This is a genomic window from Cellulomonas terrae (assembly GCF_007990265.1).
GTDB classification, from domain to species: domain Bacteria; phylum Actinomycetota; class Actinomycetes; order Actinomycetales; family Cellulomonadaceae; genus Cellulomonas; species Cellulomonas terrae.
Window position 1 is genome coordinate 131,096 of record NZ_BJWH01000006.1, and the last position, 14,641, is coordinate 145,736.

At 73.3% G+C, this 14,641-nt stretch carries 17 protein-coding genes; 7 read left to right on the forward strand and 10 right to left on the reverse strand.

The window, feature by feature from the left end; genetic code table 11:
• Positions 1–3: 3 nt before the first annotated feature.
• The 3 genes from CTE05_RS08105 to mca are packed head-to-tail and all read right to left on the reverse strand — an operon-like array spanning position 4 to position 2,101.
• Positions 4–837 (reverse strand): carbon-nitrogen hydrolase family protein, encoded by an 834-nt coding sequence (locus tag CTE05_RS08105; RefSeq protein WP_146845617.1) that lies wholly within the window; start codon positions 835–837, stop codon positions 4–6.
• On the reverse strand, positions 834–1,220 hold the full coding sequence (locus CTE05_RS08110; RefSeq protein ID WP_146845618.1) for a hypothetical protein: 387 nt from the start codon (positions 1,218–1,220) through the stop codon (positions 834–836). The genes CTE05_RS08105 and CTE05_RS08110 overlap by 4 nt, the downstream gene beginning before the upstream one ends.
• The gene (gene mca, locus CTE05_RS08115; protein WP_246123424.1) at positions 1,217–2,101 is read right to left on the reverse strand and encodes a mycothiol conjugate amidase Mca; all 885 of its coding nucleotides are present in this window, start codon (positions 2,099–2,101) and stop codon (positions 1,217–1,219) included. Before mca ends, CTE05_RS08110 begins: the two co-directional genes overlap by 4 nt.
• A gap of 145 nt (positions 2,102–2,246) precedes the next feature.
• Here mca and CTE05_RS08120 point away from each other — a divergent pair, with 145 nt between their 5' ends.
• Positions 2,247–2,666, forward strand: coding sequence for a DUF4307 domain-containing protein (locus tag CTE05_RS08120; RefSeq protein ID WP_246123425.1), 420 nt, complete (start codon positions 2,247–2,249; stop codon positions 2,664–2,666).
• Between the two features lie 252 nt (positions 2,667–2,918).
• Positions 2,919–3,404, forward strand: a complete 486-nt coding sequence (gene greA, locus CTE05_RS08125; protein WP_146845620.1) for a transcription elongation factor GreA — start codon at positions 2,919–2,921, stop codon at positions 3,402–3,404.
• 51 nt (positions 3,405–3,455) lie between these two features.
• On the opposite strand, the gene ilvA is transcribed toward greA, so the two are convergent.
• The 3 genes from ilvA to CTE05_RS08140 are packed head-to-tail and all read right to left on the reverse strand — an operon-like array spanning position 3,456 to position 7,160.
• A complete protein-coding gene (ilvA, locus tag CTE05_RS08130; protein WP_146845621.1) occupies positions 3,456–4,655 on the reverse strand; it encodes a threonine ammonia-lyase in 1,200 nt (399 codons plus the stop codon).
• Positions 4,639–5,931 (reverse strand): AI-2E family transporter, encoded by a 1,293-nt coding sequence (locus CTE05_RS08135; RefSeq protein ID WP_146845622.1) that lies wholly within the window; start codon positions 5,929–5,931, stop codon positions 4,639–4,641. Before CTE05_RS08135 ends, ilvA begins: the two co-directional genes overlap by 17 nt.
• Entirely contained in the window at positions 5,928–7,160 is a 1,233-nt protein-coding gene (locus tag CTE05_RS08140) for a cystathionine gamma-synthase (protein WP_246123427.1), read from the reverse strand. Before CTE05_RS08140 ends, CTE05_RS08135 begins: the two co-directional genes overlap by 4 nt.
• A gap of 194 nt (positions 7,161–7,354) precedes the next feature.
• Here CTE05_RS08140 and msrA point away from each other — a divergent pair, with 194 nt between their 5' ends.
• The gene (gene msrA, locus CTE05_RS08145; protein ID WP_146845624.1) at positions 7,355–8,023 is read left to right on the forward strand and encodes a peptide-methionine (S)-S-oxide reductase MsrA; all 669 of its coding nucleotides are present in this window, start codon (positions 7,355–7,357) and stop codon (positions 8,021–8,023) included.
• A 325-nt stretch (positions 8,024–8,348) separates the two neighbouring features.
• Here the strand turns inward: msrA and CTE05_RS08150 are convergent, their stop codons facing one another.
• Positions 8,349–8,636, reverse strand: coding sequence for an Rdx family protein (locus CTE05_RS08150; protein WP_146845625.1), 288 nt, complete (start codon positions 8,634–8,636; stop codon positions 8,349–8,351).
• Between the two features lie 126 nt (positions 8,637–8,762).
• Here CTE05_RS08150 and CTE05_RS08155 point away from each other — a divergent pair, with 126 nt between their 5' ends.
• Positions 8,763–9,560 (forward strand): CPBP family intramembrane glutamic endopeptidase, encoded by a 798-nt coding sequence (locus CTE05_RS08155; protein WP_186814787.1) that lies wholly within the window; start codon positions 8,763–8,765, stop codon positions 9,558–9,560.
• 9 nt (positions 9,561–9,569) lie between these two features.
• Complete coding sequence (locus CTE05_RS08160; RefSeq protein WP_146845627.1) at positions 9,570–10,814, forward strand: D-arabinono-1,4-lactone oxidase; 1,245 nt, start codon at positions 9,570–9,572, stop codon at positions 10,812–10,814.
• A gap of 20 nt (positions 10,815–10,834) precedes the next feature.
• On the opposite strand, the gene CTE05_RS08165 is transcribed toward CTE05_RS08160, so the two are convergent.
• The 3 genes from CTE05_RS08165 to CTE05_RS08175 are packed head-to-tail and all read right to left on the reverse strand — an operon-like array spanning position 10,835 to position 13,072.
• Complete coding sequence (locus tag CTE05_RS08165; protein WP_146845628.1) at positions 10,835–11,749, reverse strand: transglutaminase-like domain-containing protein; 915 nt, start codon at positions 11,747–11,749, stop codon at positions 10,835–10,837.
• A gap of 33 nt (positions 11,750–11,782) precedes the next feature.
• Complete coding sequence (locus CTE05_RS08170; protein ID WP_146845629.1) at positions 11,783–12,607, reverse strand: MerR family transcriptional regulator; 825 nt, start codon at positions 12,605–12,607, stop codon at positions 11,783–11,785.
• Between the two features lie 57 nt (positions 12,608–12,664).
• On the reverse strand, positions 12,665–13,072 hold the full coding sequence (locus CTE05_RS08175) for an FKBP-type peptidyl-prolyl cis-trans isomerase (protein ID WP_146845630.1): 408 nt from the start codon (positions 13,070–13,072) through the stop codon (positions 12,665–12,667).
• Positions 13,073–13,183: 111 nt separating this feature from the next.
• Here CTE05_RS08175 and CTE05_RS08180 point away from each other — a divergent pair, with 111 nt between their 5' ends.
• Together CTE05_RS08180 and CTE05_RS08185 are read left to right on the forward strand one after the other, a co-directional pair.
• The gene (locus CTE05_RS08180) at positions 13,184–14,047 is read left to right on the forward strand and encodes an alpha/beta fold hydrolase (protein WP_146845631.1); all 864 of its coding nucleotides are present in this window, start codon (positions 13,184–13,186) and stop codon (positions 14,045–14,047) included.
• Positions 14,040–14,636 (forward strand): TetR/AcrR family transcriptional regulator, encoded by a 597-nt coding sequence (locus CTE05_RS08185; protein WP_146845632.1) that lies wholly within the window; start codon positions 14,040–14,042, stop codon positions 14,634–14,636. The genes CTE05_RS08180 and CTE05_RS08185 overlap by 8 nt, the downstream gene beginning before the upstream one ends.
• The last annotated feature ends 5 nt before the right edge of the window (positions 14,637–14,641 follow it).

Genomic DNA, 14,641 nt, shown 5'->3' on the forward strand with positions numbered 1-14,641 from the left:
GGCTCAGACGACCGGGACCACCGTGTAGCGACGGTTGGCCAACGACGGGTTCTGCTCCCGGACCCGCAGCAGCGCCGCGCCGTCCAGGTCCACGGTCCGCACCTGCGGCGCGGTGTCCATCTCCAGGCCGACGATCCCGTCGGGCGCCACGACCAACGAGCGCCCCGTGACCCCGCGGCCCGCCTGCCCGACCGCGACGACCGCCGCCGTGTTCTCGATGGCCCGTGCGATCGCGAGCGTCCGCCAGTGCATCGCCTTGAGCTCCCCCGCCGCCCAGGCCGCCGGGACGACGAGCACCTGCGCGCCCGCGTCGACCAGCCGGCGCGCCGACTCCGGGAACCGCAGGTCGTAGCAGGTCAGCACCCCGAACGTCAGGCCGCCCACCTCGAGCACGAGCGGCGGCGCGTCCGACGGGCCCGGCGCCAGCCGGTCCGACTCCCGCTGCCCGAACGCGTCGTACAGGTGCACCTTGCGGTACGCCCCGACCAGCGTCCCGGTCCCGTCGACGGCCACGACCGCGTTCACCGCGCGCGGGTCGTCGCCGTCCGCCGGCAGGGTGGTGCCGGCCAGCACCGCGACGCCGGTCGCCGCCGCGCGCGTGCGCAGCATCGTCACGAACGGGCCGTCGAGCGGCTCCGCGTGCTCCGAGCCGACCCCGCGAGGGTCGAACCCGGACGCGTACTCCGGCAGCACCAGCAGGTCGGCGCTCGCCCGGGACGCCGTCTGGAACGCGTCCTCGACGACCTCACGGTTGGCCGTGTGGTCGTCGCTGACCTCCAGCTGCGCCACGGTCACCCGCACGGACGGCCGCTGCGGGGGCGCCGGGGCTGCGCTCACCGCGACGCGCCCGGGTCCTGCGGCCGGTCGGGCGAGTCGTCGTCGGGTGCCCGCCGCGGCTCCTCGGGCAGCACGTCCCACGGTGCGACCTCGACGTCCGCGTCGACCTCGAGGTCCGGCCCACCGGGTCCCGCGTCGATGAACCCGGGGTCGGCGTGCGGACCGGCCGGGCGGTCGTCCTCGTCGTCGAGCCCCAGCGCCTTCGCGCGGCGGTCGACGATGCGCAGCTGCTTGGTCAGCGACAGGAACAGGAAGACCACCGCGAGCGCGAGCGCGAACGTGAAGACGAAGCCGAGGAACCCCGGCGATCCCAGCGGGGTGCCGTCGATCGCGACCTCCGTCGGCGACGGGCTCGGCGCGACGAGGAGCAGGCCGTGGATCACGGCGTCACGTCCCGGCGCAGCCCGGCGAACAGGTCGTCCTCCGGCAGCGACACGGGCACGCGCGACGACGCGAGCTCGTACTCCTCGGTCGGCCACTGGGCGACCTCGAGCTCACGCGGCACCGCGAAGAAGAACCCGTCCGGGTCGATCTGCGTGGCGTGGGCGCGCAGGGCGTCGTCGCGCTGCGGGAAGAACGCCGAGCACTCGATGCGGGTGGTCACCTCGCGCTCGGGCACCTCGCGGGCCTGGCGGGAGTCGAGCCAGTCGCCGAACGGGGACTCACGGCCCGCGGCGACGATCGCGTCGTGCACCGCCCGCATCCGCGCGAGCGAGAACCCGTGGTTGTAGTAGAGCTTCGAGGGCGTCCACGGCTCGCCGTGCCCGCGGTACCGCTCCGGGTCTCCGGCGGCCTCGAACGCCTCGGCCGAGACGCGGTGGCACATGATGTGGTCGGGGTGCGGGTAGCCGCCCGTCGGGTCGTACGTGGTGATCACGTGCGGCCGGAACTCGCGGACGAGCTCCACCAGCGGGGCCGACGCCTCCTCGAGCGGGACCAGCGCGAAGCAGCCCTCCGGCAGCGGTGGCAGCGGGTCGCCCTCGGGAAGCCCGGAGTCGACGAAGCCCAGCCACCTGTGCTGGACCCCGAGTGCGAGCGCCGCCGCGGCCATCTCGTGCTTGCGGTACTCCCGCATGCCGTCCAGACCGCCGTCGACCGGGGGGTGCTGCGGGTTGAGCACGTCCCCGCGCTCCCCACCCGTGCACGACACGACGAGGACGTCGACGCCCTCGGCCGCGTACTTCGCCGTGGTCGCGGCGCCCTTGCTCGACTCGTCGTCGGGGTGGGCGTGCACCGCCATCAGGCGCAGCCGCTCTCCGGTCACCTCGGGCCTCCCGTCGGTCGCCCGCCGGTGGCCCGCCGGGACCGCGGGGTCGCGGTCCGCTCGGCACGGACGGGTGGTCGGACGAGAGACAATGATCGCTCACGCGGCACCCGTGTCGCGCCACCCCACCAGCACGAGGAGCTCCGTGACCGAGTCGCCCACCACCCGACCGCCCGCCGGTCGGTACGGGCCCGAGCCGACCGCACGGTCCGCCCGGCGCGGGCGCATCGGGATCGTCGTCGCCGCGGTGATCGGGCTCGCCGTCGTCGTCTGGATCGGCCTCGGCCAGGCGGGACAGCCCGTGTCGTTCACGGACGTGGGGTTCGACGTCGACGGGTCCCGGGCGGTCGACGTGACCTTCGAGGTGACCAAGCCCCGCGAGGCGACGGTGACCTGCACGGTCACCGCGCTGTCGGAGTCCTACGCCGAGGTCGGGGTCCGCACGGTCGAGATCGGTCCCGCGGACGCGGCCACCCGTCGGGTCACCGTCCCCGTGCAGACCACCGAGCTCGCGGTGACGGGGATCGTGGACTCCTGCGAGCTGGTCGAGGACCCCGCACCCTGATCGGCTGCTGAGCGGGTGATCCCGCGGTCCCGGCGGCCCCGCCTTGCTATCCTGTTCGTTTCAACGCCGCCCCGGTCCGGCGCCACCACTGGTCCACCCGACCGAGAGGGAACGGCGGAGCACCCCTCAATACCCGCTACCCGGACGCGTCCGCAGGATGCGTCCGGCAGTTCGGACTGCCGAGCGCTGGCCCCCCGGGCAGCGCGGACGTCGGCCCGTCCGGCACACACGTACGTCAGGAAAGGAGCGATCGTGACCGATACGACTGCGGCCACATGGTTGACCCAGGAGGCCTACGACCGCCTCACGGCCGAGCTCGCCCACCTCGAAGGAGAGGGCAGCGCGGAGATCATCGAACGCATCGCCGCCGCGCGCGACGAGGGCGACCTGAAGGAGAACGGCGGCTACCACGCCGCTCGCGAGGAGCAGGCGAAGCAGGCTGCCCGCATCCGCGAGCTCAAGGAGAAGCTGCGCAACGTCCAGATCGGCACGCCCCCGGACGACGGCGTCGTCGAGCCCGGCATGGTCGTGACGGCCGTCGTCGCCGGCGACGAGATGGTCTTCCTGCTCGGCTCCCGCGAGATCGCCGGGACCTCCGACATCGAGGTGTTCTCGCCGACGTCGCCCCTCGGCGCGGCGATCAACGGCACCAAGGTCGGCGACTCGACCTCGTACACCGCCCCGAACGGGCGGGAGATCAAGGTCAAGATCACGGACGCGAAGCCCTTCGCGGGCTGAGACCCGCGCGTCGACGAGGCGTCACCCGACGGGGTGGCGCCTCGTCGTCGTTCAGGCGCCGAGCCGGTAGCCCGCCGCGCGCAGCCGTTCCACGACGTGCTCGCAGTGGTCGGGGCCCTTGGTCTCGACCTGCACGACGATCGCCACCTCGTCGAGCTGGAGGTCGCCGACCGTCCGGGCGTGCGAGACGTGCATGACGTTGCCGCCGGTGTCCGCGAGCGCGCGCAGCAGGTCGGCGAGCGCCCCGGGGGTGTCGTCGATGCGGACCTGCAGCTGCAGGAACCGCCCGGCGGACGCGAGCCCGTGACGGACCACCCGCATGAGCACCAGCGGGTCGATGTTGCCGCCGGACAGGATCACCACGACGGGCCCCTCGAGCGCCTCGATGCCCGCCATGACCGCGGCAGCGGCCGCCGCGCCGGACGGCTCGACCAGCATCTTCGCGCGCTCCGCGACGAGCAGCAGCGCGCGGGACAGGTCCTCCTCCGAGACGGTCACGACCTCGATGTGGTGTCCGGCCAGGATCTCGAACGGCACCGTGCCGGGCAGGCCGACCGCGATGCCGTCGGCCATGGTCCGCAGCTCGGGGGCGGGGATCGGGTGTCCGGCCGCCAGGGACGCGGGGTAGGAGGCGGCGCGGGCGGCCTGCACCCCGATCACGCGCACGTCGGGCCGCAGCTCGGCGAGCGCGGCGACGACCCCGGCGGCCAGACCTCCGCCGCCGATCGGCACGACGACGGTCGCCACGTCGGGGACCTGCTCGACGATCTCGAGCGCGATGGTGCCCTGCCCGGCGACGACGTCCTCGTGGTCGAACGGGTGGATGAGGACGGCGCCGGTGCGCTCGGAGTACTCCCGCGCGTGCACGAGGGCCTCGTCGACGCTGGCGCCGACCAGCTCGACCCGGGCGCCGTAGTCGCGGGTCGCGGCGATCTTCGGCAGGGCGGCGTCGGCGGGCATGAACACGACCGCGGTGAGCCCGAGGATGCGGGCCGCGAGCGCGACGCCCTGCGCGTGGTTGCCGGCACTGGCCGCGACGACGCCGCGCGCCTGCTCCTGCGGCGACAGGCGGGCCATGCGGACGTACGCGCCGCGCAGCTTGAACGAGCCGGCGCGCTGCAGGTTCTCGCACTTGAGCCAGACCTCGGCCCCGCACGCCTGCGACAGGGCCCTGCTGAGCTGCACGGGGGTGCGGTCCGAGACCCCCTCGAGCAGCAGTGCGGCCTCCCGGACGTCAGCGAGGCCGGTCATCGGGTCCTCCGGGCTCGCCGGCGTCGTCCGCCTCGGTGTCGATCACGGGGGGTGGCTCGTCGGCGTCGAGCCGCTCGGCGGTCTCCGCCTGCGTCGCGACACGCTCTGATGTCGCCTCCGCGACCTGCGCGATGGCGCGGTCGAGCACGGGGTGCCCTCGCCCGCGCACCGGGACGTGGTCGTCGGTGCCCAGCTGCGGGAACTTGTCGTGCCCGTGCAGGTAGAGCAGCACCGTGTTGAGGGTCGCGGCGATCGGCACGGCGAACAGCGCACCGACGATCCCCGCGACGAACGAGCCCGCCGCGACCGACAGCAGGACCGCGACAGGGTGCAGCGACACCGCGTGGCCCATGAGGAACGGCTGCAGGACGTGCCCCTCGATCTGCTGCACGGCCAGGACGACGACCAGCATCCAGAGCGCCGTCGCCGGGCCGTTGGACACGAGCGCGACCAGGATCGCGATGGACCCGGTGACGACCGCACCGACGATCGGGATGAACGACCCGAGGAAGACCAGCACGGCCAGCGGCAGGGCGAGCGGCACCTGGAGGATCGCCGCACCGAGCCCGATGCCGACGGCGTCGACGGCCGCGACTAGGATCTGCGTGCGCGTGTACGCGCCGAGCGTGACGAGCCCGCGCCGGCCTGCCTGGTGCACGTGCTCACGGGAGCCGCGCGGCAGGAGCCCGATGACCCACGCCCAGATGGTGCGGCCGTCGAGCAGGAAGAAGAACGTGCAGAACAACGCGATCAGCGACCCCGCCGCGACGTGCGCGACCGTGGTCCCCGCGTGCAGCGCCCCGGTGACGAGCTCGGAGCTGCCGCCGCTGAGCGACCCCTGGATCCGCTCCATCCAGCCGGAGATGTCCGCGGTCGTGAGCTGGAAGGGGCCCTCCGCGAGCCACGTGGTCAGCTTGTCGATGCCCTGCGCGGCCTGGTCCCACAGCTCGCCGAAGCCCTTGACGATCGAGCGGCCCGCCAGGGTGAGCAGGCCGGCGACGAGGGCGACCAGGCCGGCGAGCGCGATCCCGACGGCCGCCACCCGGGGCAGCCCGCGCCGGTCCAGCCAGCCGACGAACGGGGCGAGCAGCACGGTGAGCAGCAGGGCCACCGCGATCGGCACGACGACGACCTTGAGCTCGTTCAGGAGCCAGAGGAGCACCGCGAGCGCTGCGCCGATGAGCAGCAGGCGCCACGACCACGCGGCGGCGTTGCGGACCGACGGGGGGACAGAGGTGCCGTCAGGACGGGGGGTGCGCAGCTCCGAGGCGCTCACGCGTCGCGTCCCGCGGCCAGCGCGGCGTCGAGGTCGGCGATCAGGTCCGCGACGTCCTCGATGCCCACGGACAGCCGCACGAGGTCGTCGGGGACCTCCAGCTCCGTGCCCGCCACCGACCCGTGGGTCATCTTGTGCGGGTGCTCGATGAGCGACTCGACGCCGCCGAGCGACTCCGCGAGCGTGAACACGTGCGTCGCCGCGCAGACCGCGAGAGCCGATGCCTCGCTGCCCGTCCGGAACGAGACCATCCCGCCGAACCCGGTCATCTGCCGCGCGGCGACCTCGTGCCCCGGGTGGCTGTCCAGCCCCGGGTAGATCACCGAGGTGACGGCGTCGTGCGCCACGAGGAAGTCCGCGATCGCGCGCGCGTTGCTCTCGTGCCGGTCCATGCGCACCGCGAGCGTCTTGAGCCCGCGCAGCGTCAGCCACGCGTCGAACGGCCCCGCGACCGCACCGGACGCGTTCTGGTGGAACCGCACGGCGTCCGCCAGGCTCGTCGTGCCGGTGGGCGCCTCCAGCCCCACGGGCAGCTGCGCGCCGTCGGCGACGACGAGCGCCCCGCCGACGACGTCCGAGTGCCCGCCGATGTACTTCGTCGTCGAGTGCACGACGACGTCGGCCCCGAGCGCGAGCGGCTGCTGCAGGTAGGGCGTCGCGAACGTGTTGTCGACGACGAGCAGGGCGCCCGCCGCACGCGCGTGCGCGGCGAGGACCGCGATGTCGGCGACGCCGAGCAACGGGTTGGTCGGCGTCTCGACCCAGACCACCTTCGTGCGGCCCGGCTGTATCGCGGCGAGCACCGCGTCGGCGTCGGACAGGTCCACGGGGGTGTGCTCGATGCCCCACGGGCCGAAGACCCGGGCGATCAGGCGGTACGTGCCGCCGTACGCGTCGTTCGGGACGACGACGTGGTCGCCCGGCCGCAGGGTCGCCCGCAGCAGGGTGTCCTCCGCGGCGAGGCCGGACGCGAACGCGAAGCCGGCCGCTCCGCCCTCCGCCGCAGCGAGCGCGGACTCCAGCGCGGTCCGCGTCGGGTTGGCCGAGCGCGAGTAATCGTACCCGCCCCGCAGCCCGCCGACGCCGTCCTGCTTGTACGTGGAGGTCGCGTAGATGGGCGGTACGACCGCTCCGGTGGTGGGGTCCGGGTCCTGACCTGCATGGATGGCGCGGGTCGAGAAGCCTGCGGAGGACCAGTCGTCGTCCTGGGGGTGCGCGTGGTTCGTCACGCGTCCCAGGCTAGGCGCTCGGGACGTTCGCACCGCTCCGGGTGCGCTGCGAGTCATGCGCCGGTGCGCTCGTGGTCTGGTATTGGTTCGGTCAAGACTTCTCCATCTCTGCGGGAACACCGACGGCGTGCGTACCGTTGCAGATCCCGGGAGGACCCAGGTGACCAACCGGGCTCCCGGAGAGGATCACGACCATGAACTGGCTTTTCGGATCCGCCCTGAAGACCACGATGGTGGCCCCGGAGCGGGCCCTCGCCGGTCGCGACGGGTACGCGTACACCGTCCCGACCACGCACACCGTCCTCGGCACCCCCCTGCAGGGCCCCTGGCCCGAGGGCACCGAGGTCCTCTACGTGGGGATGGGCTGTTTCTGGGGCGCCGAGCGCACCTTCTGGAAGATCCCCGGCGTCGTCACGACCGCCGTGGGGTACCAGGGTGGCTTCACGCCCTTCCCCTCCTACGAGGAGACCTGCACGGGCCTGACCGGGCACACCGAGATCGTGATGATCGCGTACGACCCGACCGTCGTCTCGGCCGGCGACCTGCTGCGCACCTTCTGGGAGTCGCACGACCCCACGCAGGGGTACCGGCAGGGCAACGACGTCGGCACGACGTACCGGTCGGCCATCTACACGACCACCCCCGAGCAGGAGCTCGCCGCACGCAGCACGCGTGACGAGTTCCAGCCGCGGCTCACGCAGTCCGGCTTCGGGGAGATCACCACCGAGATCCGGTCCGCCGACGAGGCCGGCACGTTCTACTACGCCGAGGGCTACCACCAGCAGTACCTCGACAAGAACCCGGCCGGCTACTGCGGCCTCGGCGGGACCGGCGTGTCCTGCCCCCGCCCGACCGGCGCCTGACCCTCACCCGACCGACGCCGGGCTGTCGCTGACCAGCGGCGGCCCGGCGTCGTCGCACGTTTCGTCGCCGCCCGGCATCGTGACTGGCCGTCAGATGTACGGGCGGGTGACCGAGGAGCCCCCGCTGTCGGTCACCCGCCCGTCATGGGGCCGGCCGGAGTCCCCCGTCTTTCCCGGCCAGCCGCCCTCGGGAGCGCCTGTGGCGGACCGGCCGGGTCGCTCTCCCTGCCGGTCCGCCGTGAACTTATCGACGCGGGACCGGCCTCGTCCACGGTCGTCCATCTGGGGCTGGACCCTGGTCCACCTGCACGAACGTCCATCTCGCTCAGCCCTCGGCGACGCGGTCCGTGTGCCCCAGCGGCTTGTCCGGTGCGACGAGGTCCCGCACGATCCGCTTCAGCTCGGGCAGGTCGGGGAACCCGCCGCGCTCGGACCGGTCCCACACGAGCACGTCGTCCACCTCGACGCGGAACACTCCCCCGGTCGCCGGCCGCAGCGCGACCTCCCCGAGCTCGCGGTGGAACGTGGTCAGCAGCTCCTGCTGGTACCAGGCAGCGCGCAGGAGCCAGCGGCACTGCGTGCAGTAGGTGATCGCGACGCGCGGGAGGTCCATGGGCCAAGTGTCGCCCAGCGGCCGACGAGCAGTCAGACTGCACGTCGAGACCCCGGAGGCCCGCCCGTGCCAGACCCGTCCAGCACGACCCACGACCACCCCCAGGTCGTCGACCAGACCCCCGCACTGTCGACGGCGCGCATCCTCGCGGCCGCGCTCGTGTGCGGTGCGGCGATCCTGCTGTTCGCGGTCCACGTCCGCCCGCTCGGCTACGTGCCGCTCGTCGCGGGGGTCGTGCTCGGCCTCGTCGTGGACAAGCGGCTGGGCAGGGACCTCGCCCTGATCGCCCTCGGTCAGGTGATCATCAGCACGATCTCCCTGAAGGCCGACCTGTCGAACGTCGGCATGCTCAAGTTCACGCTCGCGCTGGGCCTCGCGGTGATCGTGCCGACGCTCCTGTCGAGCCGGGTGTTCCACGACGACAAGATCCACTTCCCCGTCCGGACGGGCCGCCGCTGGGACCGTTGGCAGGCGCTGTACCTGGTGGCGGTGGCGTTCGCGGCGTACCTGATCCTGCCGGCGTACTTCCTGGGGTCGGGGGTGTGGCAGAACTGGCCCGACCTCGACGGCACGGGCGACGTGCTGCGGCTCTTCGTCGGGGTCAACGCCGTCGGCATCTGGGACGAGCTGTTCTTCATCTGCGTGGTGCTGGCGCTGCTGCGGCCGCACTTCCCGTTCTGGCTGGCCAACCTGCTGCAGGCGACCGTGTTCGTGTCGTTCCTGTGGGAGCTGGGCTACCGCGAGTGGGGGCCGCTCCTGACCATCCCGTTCGCGCTGATCCAGGGGTGGATCTTCCGCCGGACCACGTCGCTGACGTACGTGGTCGCGGTGCACCTGCTGTTCGACCTGTTCGTGTTCATGGTGCTCGTGCACGCGCACGACCCGAGCATGTTCGACATCTTCGTCACCGCGCCCGCACCGTAGGTTGGACCGGTGACACTGACCAACTGGGCCGGCAACTACGTCTACCGCGCGGAGGTCGTGCACCACCCAGCCTCCGTCGAGGAGCTGCAGGAGCTCGTCGCGAGGTCCCCGCGGATCCGCGCCCTGGGTACCCGCCACTGCTTCAACGACCTCGCCGACGACCCCGTGGCGCTCGTCGCGCTCGACGCGCTCGGCCAGGGACCGGAGATCGACGAGAACGCCCGGACGGTCACCGTCACGGGAGGCACCCGCTACGGGACGCTCGCGCAGCACCTGCACCCCGCCGGCTGGGCCGTGCACAACCTCGCGTCGCTGCCGCACATCTCCGTCGCCGGTGCCGTCGCCACCGCGACGCACGGGTCGGGCGACCGCAGCGCCAACCTCGCGTCGGCCGTCGCGGCCCTGGAGATCGTCGGTCCCGACGGGGACCTCCGGACGGTCCGGCGCGGCGACGACGACTTCGCCGGGTCCGTCGTCGCGCTCGGCGCCCTCGGCGTGGTCACCCGCGTGACGCTCGACATCGAACCGACCTACGACGTCGCGCAGGAGGTCCACGTCGACCTGCCGTGGACGGAGGCGCTGGCGCACCTCGACGAGATCACCAGCAGCGCCGACTCCGTGAGCCTCTTCACCGACTGGACCGGCGACACGATCCAGCAGGTCTGGCGCAAGACGCGCGTCACGCCCGGCTACGCGCTGCGCACCGACCTGTTCGGCACGACGCCCGCTGACGGCCCCCGCCACCCGCTGCCCGGCATCGACCCCGTGAACTGCACCGCGCAGCTGGGCGAGCCCGGCCCGTGGCACGACCGTCTGCCGCACTTCCGGATGGACTTCACGCCGAGCAACGGCGACGAGCTGCAGACGGAGTACCTGGTCCCGCGCGCCCACGCGGTCGCTGCGCTGGAGGCCGTCCGCGCGCTGAGCGACGTCGTCTCGCCGTTGCTGCAGGTCACCGAGGTCCGGACCATGGCCGGCGACGACCTGTGGTTGTCCGGTGCGCAGGGCGGCCCCCGCGTCGCCCTGCACTTCACGTGGCTCCCGCGGCAGCCCGAGGTGGAGGCGGTGCTGCCGACGATCGAGGCAGCGCTGGCCCCGTTCGACGCACGACCGCACTGGGGCAAGCTCTTCGCCGACGAGCATCGCGACCTCGCGCGCCTCTACCCGCACTGGGACGACTTCCGGGCCCTCGTCGCGCGGACCGACCCCGACGGCGTCTTCCGCAACGACTTCCTGGACCGGCACGTCCTGTAGTCCCGCAACGTCCGGTGTGGTCAGGAGCGCCAGCGGTTGACCTTGGCCACCAGATCGGCGTCCGCGACCCGCCCGGTCGGGGACAGCGTCACCACGGAGCCGTTCGGCCGCAGCCGCGGGTCGGTCGCGTACCTGTCCTCCAGCGACGCCTCGGCGTCGGAGGACCCGGCGTCGGCGGCGACGAGCAGGTCGGCGACCTCGTCGGCCAGCCGGTCGAGCTCCTCGGTGGGCGTCGGCGTCCCGGGCAGCGTGTCGCCCCAGACGTCCCACAGGAGCAGCTCGTCGCGTTGCCGGTGCGCGAGCTCGGTGACCACGTACCCGCGGACGAACTCCGGCCCGCACAGCTCGGGCAACGACGGGTCCACGCCGTAGGTCGACACGTCGAGACCGTCGCGCCGGTGCGCGAGCCACACCTCGGCGGCCGTCTCGAAGGGCGCCCCGAGCCCGGTCGCCAGGTCGTGCGAGTCGAAGCCGAACCAGTTCTCGGCCATGTCCAGCTCGGCGTCGAAGCGCACCCAGCGGGAGCCGTCCCAGCGCTCGGCGACCACGTGGTCGTGGTGGAACCCGGGCCGGAAGTAGCCGGCGAACCCCACGCGGCTGCGCGCCGGGATGCCGTGCTCGCGCAGGACCCCGATCGCGACCAGGGTGTGGTCGCGGCAGCAGCCGGCGATCTGCCGGGCGGGCGGGCGCGCGGCGTCGAGCGGTCCGGCCGCACGGTCCTGGGCCTCGCCGAGGATGTCGGAGAGCCAGCGCAGGTCGATGTCGGCGTCCTGGCCCGGGACGAGCTGCTCGGCGCCGGCCCGGTAGTGGATGACCGTGCCGCAGGCTGCTGCGTGCAGCGCCGCCGGGTCGGTACCGACGGCGGCGAGCAGAGGCGCGTGGTGGCGGGGGTCGGTGTACGGGCTGTGGGTGGCGTACGCGGAGAGGTCGGGCATGTCGTCAGCGTGGTCCCTGCCCTTGGGGCAGGGTCAAGCGACCGGCTGCGCGACGTGCGCGACGACGCCCTCGTCGGACCATGGGACGGGGTAGATCTCCCGGGACGGACCGGCTGCCCGGCGATCACCCGTGGTGAACCAGGTCTCCAGCGCGACGTACGCGCCGATGATCTGCGGGTACCGGCAGTCGGCCGCGGTGACCGGGACGAACGCCATCGTGTGCGCAGGCTCCTGGCGCAGCACGACCGTGCCAGCCGGGACGACCGCCCCCTCGTACGGCACGCACGTCTCGACGGGACCGTCACCGTCGTGCCCCACCGCGCCGTGGAACAGGACCCAGAACTCGGTCCCGTACGACGCCCCGCTCGCGTCGAGGAACGCGCGCAGCTCCAGCACGTCCGACGCGAAGGCGGCCATGAGGTCCTCCTGGACGACGTGGCGGCGGACGGTCGCGACGGTCCGCGCCGCGACCTCGTGGACGACGACGTCGTCGACGCCGAACTGCCCCGGGTGGGCGGGACCGGCGGGTTCACCGAGCGTCTGCAGGACGAGGTCCAGCTCGGGCCCACGGTCGACGAGCTCGCGTCGCCGGCCGTCCCACCAGGACCGGATCGCCGACGCCTGCCCGGCCGGCGCGGCCAGCACGTCCGCGATCGCGCCCAGCGGCATCTCCAGGCGGCGCAGCAGCGAGATCGTGCGCGCCCGGCCGAGCTGTTCCGGGTCGTAGTAGCGGTAACCGCTGGCGGGGTCGACCCGCACCGGCTCCAGGAGCCCGCGCGCGTCGTAGAGGCGCAGCGCCTTGAGCGAGAGCCCCGACCGGCGCGCGAACTCACCGATGGTCACCTCGCCGTCCGCCACGGGCCGAGGATAGCGACGGGCCCCTCCACCACAGCGGAGGGACCCGTCGCGGGGAGCTCAGTTGCTGGTGCCGACGATGTCGACGACGAAGACGAGCGTGTCCCCACCCTTGATGCCGGCCTGCGGGACGCCGCGGTCGCCGTAGCCCAGGTGCGACGGGATCGACAGGAGCACGCGCGAGCCGACCTGCTGGCCGACGAGGCCCTCGTCCCAGCCGCCGATGACCGCGCCGACGCCGATCGGGAAGCTGATCGAGGAGCCGCGGTCGTACGAGTTGTCGAACACCCCGCCCTGCCACGCCTGACCGAGGTAGTGCACCTCGAGGTCGTCGCCGGCCTCGACGAGAGCGCCGTCGCCGCGGGACAGGACCAGGACCTCGAGCTCACCGGACGCCGCGGCGTCCGGGAAGGTCAGCGTCGGCTTCTGGCCGAAAGAACCCGAGACCTCGGGCAGCGCTGCGGACATGACGTACTCCTTCGGTGGATGACAGTGCGCGCACCATCTTGCCAACGTCGACCGACAGGTGCCGAACCGAGGGGGTTGACGACGTTGGCTAATGCCATTAGCTTTTATCTCATGACACAGCATCTCCGCCGCCCCGAGGGGCGCGTCGCCTACTCGCTCGACGGCCCCGCAGCCGGTCCGCTCGTCGTCCTGATCCCCGGCATGGGCGACCTGCGGAGCACCTGGCGGGAGCTCACCGGCCCGCTCGTCGAGGCCGGCCACCGCGTCGCCGTCATGGACCTGCGCGGCCACGGCGACTCCGACACGACGTTCGCCACGCACGGCGACGTGGTGACCGGCCAGGACGCCCTCGCCCTCGTCGAGCACCTCGGCGGACCCGCCGTGCTCGTCGGCAACTCGATGGGCGCCGGTGCCGCCGCGTGGGCCGCCGCCGAACGACCCGACCTCGTCGCGGGCCTCGTCCTGACCTGCCCGTTCCTGCGCGACCGCCCGATGCCGGCGGTCGTCACCGGCGTCATGCACGGCCTCATGCGCGTCCTCTTCACCCGCCCGTGGGGCGCCGCCGCCTGGGCCGCGTACTACCGCGGCACCCTCAACCGCGGCACCAAGGCTCCGTGGCTCGACGAGCACGTCGCAGACCTCAAGGCGTCGATGACGGACCCCGCGCACCTGCGCTCCTTCCGCCACCTGTCCGTGCAGCTCACGCACGCGCCGGTCGAGGCCCGCATCTCGGAGATCACGGCTCCGGCGGTCGCCTTCGTCGGCGCGATCGACCCCGACTTCACGGATCCCGCTGCCGAGGCCGAGTGGCTGCGCGGCGCGATCGACGCCGACGTGACCCTCATCCCCGACGTCGCGCACTACCCGCAGAACCAGGCGCCCGAGATCGTCGTCCCTCGCACGCTCGCGTTCCTCGCGGACCTCCCCCGCGACGCCGCCGGCCGGTTCCAGGTCCGCGCGGACGCGCGTGCCTAGGGCCGGACTCGACCGGTCCGCCGTCGTCGACCTGGCCCTCGCGGCCGTCGACGCCGGCGGTCCGACGGGCTTCGCCGACCTCACGCTCTCGGCCGTCGCTGCCCGTGCCGGCGTCGCGGTGCCGAGCCTCTACAAGCACGTCCCGGGCCTGCCCACGCTGCGCCGCGAGGTGGCCCTGGTCTGCATCGAGCAGGTGGGGGACGCCCTGCGCGCCGCCCGCGCGGACCACGACGGCGCCGACCTGCTGCCGGCCATGGCGCGTGCGATGCGGTCGTTCGCACGCCGCTGGCCCGGCCGCTACGGCGCCGTCCAGGGCGCAGCGTGGGTGCACGACCCCGACGCCCAGGCTGTCCGCGAGGCGAGCGTCCGCGTGGTGGCCGAGCTCGTCGACGCCGTCGCCGCGCTGGGGGTCCCCGACGACCGCAGGATCGACGCCGTCCGCGCGGTCCGTGCGTCCGTGCACGGCTTCGTCGTCCTCGAGCTCGACGGCGGCTTCGGCATGCCCGACGACGTCGACGCGAGCTTCGACTTCCTCGTCGCCGGCCTCGTCGGCGGCCTGGAGCGCCTCGCGACGAACGCCCCGGCCTGACCGGG